This is a genomic window from Mesorhizobium sp. M5C.F.Ca.IN.020.29.1.1, from assembly GCF_003997375.1.
GTDB classification, from domain to species: Bacteria; Pseudomonadota; Alphaproteobacteria; order Rhizobiales; family Rhizobiaceae; genus Mesorhizobium; species Mesorhizobium wenxiniae.
The window spans coordinates 1-3,547 of record NZ_RZSW01000597.1 but is presented as its reverse complement, the minus strand read 5'-3'; the positions used below and the strand labels follow the sequence as shown (position 1 = coordinate 3,547).

6 protein-coding genes are annotated in these 3,547 nt (G+C 61.8%); all 6 read left to right on the top strand.

Annotation, left to right across the window (positions count from 1 at the left end; all coding sequences use genetic code 11):
* Positions 1-109: 109 nt before the first annotated feature.
* The 6 genes from secE to rplL all read left to right on the top strand — a co-directional run bounded on the left by secE (position 110) and on the right by rplL (position 3,518).
* Positions 110-313, top strand: a complete 204-nt coding sequence (gene secE / locus EOA85_RS30460) for a preprotein translocase subunit SecE (protein WP_029352158.1) — start codon at positions 110-112, stop codon at positions 311-313.
* A 27-nt stretch (positions 314-340) separates the two neighbouring features.
* Positions 341-868, top strand: a complete 528-nt coding sequence (nusG, locus tag EOA85_RS30455) for a transcription termination/antitermination protein NusG (RefSeq protein WP_006202141.1) — start codon at positions 341-343, stop codon at positions 866-868.
* 172 nt (positions 869-1,040) lie between these two features.
* A complete protein-coding gene (gene rplK / locus EOA85_RS30450) occupies positions 1,041-1,469 on the top strand; it encodes a 50S ribosomal protein L11 (RefSeq protein WP_095517172.1) in 429 nt (142 codons plus the stop codon).
* 4 nt (positions 1,470-1,473) lie between these two features.
* Positions 1,474-2,172, top strand: coding sequence for a 50S ribosomal protein L1 (rplA, locus tag EOA85_RS30445; RefSeq protein WP_127212207.1), 699 nt, complete (start codon positions 1,474-1,476; stop codon positions 2,170-2,172).
* A gap of 395 nt (positions 2,173-2,567) precedes the next feature.
* Positions 2,568-3,086 (top strand): 50S ribosomal protein L10, encoded by a 519-nt coding sequence (rplJ, locus tag EOA85_RS30440; protein ID WP_127212206.1) that lies wholly within the window; start codon positions 2,568-2,570, stop codon positions 3,084-3,086.
* A gap of 54 nt (positions 3,087-3,140) precedes the next feature.
* The gene (rplL, locus tag EOA85_RS30435) at positions 3,141-3,518 is read left to right on the top strand and encodes a 50S ribosomal protein L7/L12 (RefSeq protein WP_023680442.1); all 378 of its coding nucleotides are present in this window, start codon (positions 3,141-3,143) and stop codon (positions 3,516-3,518) included.
* The last annotated feature ends 29 nt before the right edge of the window (positions 3,519-3,547 follow it).

Sequence of the window (3,547 nt, the reverse complement as noted above, 5' to 3'; positions counted from 1 at the left end):
GGCGAAATGATTGCGCTGATTCGGCGCGAACACAGGCTCAGGCGGCACATCCCGGCCAGCGGGATCATCCAGGAGATCCGGTCAACGGGTCTTGCAGACAGAGCGGCACATGGCTTCGAAAACCACAAATCCATTCGTCTTTCTCCAGCAAGTTCGCTCGGAGACCGCCAAGGTGACTTGGCCGTCGCGGCGCGAAACGATGATCTCGACGGTGATGGTCCTGGCGTTCGCTGTGATCGCGATGATCTTTTTCTTTACCGCCGATCAGCTCATGGGCCTCGCGGTCGAGCAGATTCTGGGCATCGGACGCTAAGTCCGGCGATTACGGAGAAGTCTTGAAATGACTGCGCGGTGGTACATCGTCCACGCCTATTCGAACTTTGAAAAAAAGGTCGCCGAGGACATCGAGAACAAGGCCAAACAGAAAGGCCTGTCCGCTGACATCGAGCAGATCGTCGTGCCGACCGAGAAGGTCGTCGAGATACGCCGCGGCCGCAAGGTCGATGCCGAGCGCAAGTTCTTCCCGGGCTACGTGCTCCTGAAGGCCAACCTGACCGACGCGGTGTTCTCGCTCGTCAAGAACACGCCGAAGGTCACCGGCTTCCTGGGTGACTCGAAGCCGGTGCCGATCACCGAGACCGAGGCCCAGCGCATCCTGAACCAGGTTCAGGAGGGCGTCGAGCGGCCGAAGCCCTCGGTCACTTTCGAGATCGGCGAGGCGATCCGCGTCTCGGACGGTCCGTTCGCGTCGTTCAACGGTTTCGTCCAGGAAGTGGACGAGGAGCGGGCGCGGCTCAAGGTGGAAGTTTCGATCTTCGGGCGCGCCGTGCCGGTCGATCTCGAATTCGGGCAGGTCGAAAAGGGCTGATCCGAAATCCCTGTCGCCGTTCGGCGGTGAGGGGAGGCGGCGAGGAAATCGCGCGGCCAACACGGGTGGGAGGCGAATGCGGCTTTAGCCGGCCACAAGAACCGCACCACCAGACTGCAACCGCCGGTGTTGCCCGATAGTGGGGCCGGCATGAGACAAAGGCAGGAAAGAGATGGCTAAGAAAATTGCAGGCCAGCTCAAGCTCCAGGTTTCCGCGGGTTCGGCTACGCCGTCGCCCCCGATCGGACCGGCGCTTGGTCAGCGCGGCATCAACATCATGGAGTTCTGCAAGGCGTTCAACGCGCAGACCCAGGAAATGGAAAAGGGATCGCCGATTCCGGTCGTGATCACCTACTACCAGGACAAGTCGTTCACCTTCGTCATGAAGACGCCGCCGGTGAGCTATTTCCTGAAGAAGGCCGCGAACCTGAAGTCGGGCTCGAAGGAGCCGGGCAAGGTCAAGGCCGGCACGATTGGCCGCGACAAGTTGCGCGCCATCGCCGAGCAGAAGATGAAGGATCTGAACGCAACCGATATCGAGGGGGCCATGCGCATGGTCGAGGGCTCCGCCCGCTCGATGGGTCTGGAAGTGGTGGGCTGAGATCATGGCAAAGATTGCAAAGCGTGTATCGAAGACCCGCGAAGGCATCGATCCCAACAAGGCTTATGCCTTGGGTGATGCGCTGAAGCTGCTCAAGGACCGGTCCTCGGTGAAGTTCGACGAGACCGTTGAAATCGCGATGAACCTGGGTGTCGACCCGCGCCATGCCGACCAGATGGTCCGTGGCGTGGTCAATCTGCCGAACGGCACCGGCCGTACCGTCCGCGTCGCCGTTTTCGCGCGTGGCGACAAGGCCGAGGAAGCCAAGGCGGCCGGCGCCGATATCGTTGGCGCCGAGGATCTGGTCGACATCGTCCAGAAGGGCACGATCGACTTCGATCGCTGCATCGCCACGCCGGACATGATGCCGCTGGTCGGCCGTCTGGGCAAGGTGCTCGGCCCGCGCGGCATGATGCCGAACCCGAAGGTCGGCACTGTCACCACCGACGTTACCGCCGCCGTCAAGGCGTCGAAGGGCGGCGCGGTCGAGTTCCGCGTCGAGAAGGCCGGCATCGTGCATGGCGGCGTCGGCAAGGTCTCGTTCGACGTCAAGGCGCTGGAAGAGAATGTCCGCGCCTTCGCCGACGCGGTGAACAAGGCGAAGCCGGCTGGCGCCAAGGGCAACTACGTCAAGAAGGTGTCGGTCACCTCGACGATGGGCCCTGGCCTCAAGCTCGACGTCTCGACGCTGGCGGCGTCCTGATACGAACCATTCGGATCGGCCGCTAAAGAGTTGATCCGCAAACAGAATTCCGGGCCTCCGACTTATCTTGGCGGCCCGGTACCGGAAGTCGGAAGGCTTCCGGACATCCTGTCCGAGATTGCGGGCGGCCCCAAGCCTTAGTTCAAGGGGGGCCTTAATTCATGTGGGCCTGCATGAGACGGGTGAAGACCGGACAACGGAGCGACTGCTCCAATGAAAGGTTCGAACCGTGTTTGCCTTTTGTCTGCGCACCATTCGGCTTGCCGGCTGGTGTGGCGAAAGGGGGCAGGATCCTCGAGCGTCGTTCGGGAGATCCGTTACTGGATGGCCCGGCCGGCAAAAGGCAACCCGACGCCTGTCCTCGTAATGAGGCAGGGGTCAACTGGAGATAGGCAGTGGACAGAGCGGAAAAACGCGAACTCGTCACGGGCCTGAATGAAGCGTTTTCGGGCGCTGGTTCAGTCGTCGTGGCCCACTACGCCGGTATCACCGTCGCGCAAATGAACGACCTTCGGTCGAAAATGCGTGTCGCCGGTGGCACCGTCAAAGTCGCGAAGAACCGTCTCGCCAAAATCGCTCTTCAGGGCACGGACTCCGCATCGATCATCGACCTGTTCAAGGGACAGACGCTGATCGCCTATTCGGAGGATCCGATTGCGGCGCCGAAGGTCGCGTCCGATTTCGCCAAGGGAAATGACAAGCTCGTCATTCTCGGCGGCGCAATGGGCATCACCTCGCTCAACGCCGACGGTGTGAAGGCACTCGCCACACTTCCGTCGCTCGATGAGCTGCGCGGCAGGCTGGTTGGCATGATCGCCACGCCGGCAACCCGGATCGCCCAGATCGTCAATGCGCCTGCGGCTTCGGTCGCGCGTGTCATCGGCGCTTACGCCCGGAAGGACGAGGCGGCATGAGGCCGTTCCTCGCTATCACAAACACACGTTCGAACCTTATGAAGGAATATTGCAATGGCTGATCTGGCAAAGATCGTAGACGACCTTTCGAAGCTGACCGTCCTCGAGGCGGCCGAGCTGTCGAAGCTTCTGGAAGAAAAGTGGGGCGTTTCCGCTGCTGCTCCGGTGGCGGTTGCCGCCGCTGGCGGTGCCGCGGCTGCTGCTGCTCCGGTCGAGGAAAAGACGGAATTCGACGTCGTCCTCACCGAGGCGGGCGCTCAGAAGATCAACGTCATCAAGGAAGTTCGCGCCATCACGGGTCTTGGTCTCAAGGAAGCCAAGGACCTGGTCGAGGCGGCCCCGAAGCCGGTCAAGGAAGCCGTTTCCAAGGCCGACGCGGACAAGTTCAAGGCCCAGCTGGAAGCAGCCGGCGCCAAGGTCGAACTGAAGTAAGCGTTTGATATCGGCGGGCGGCTTCGCGC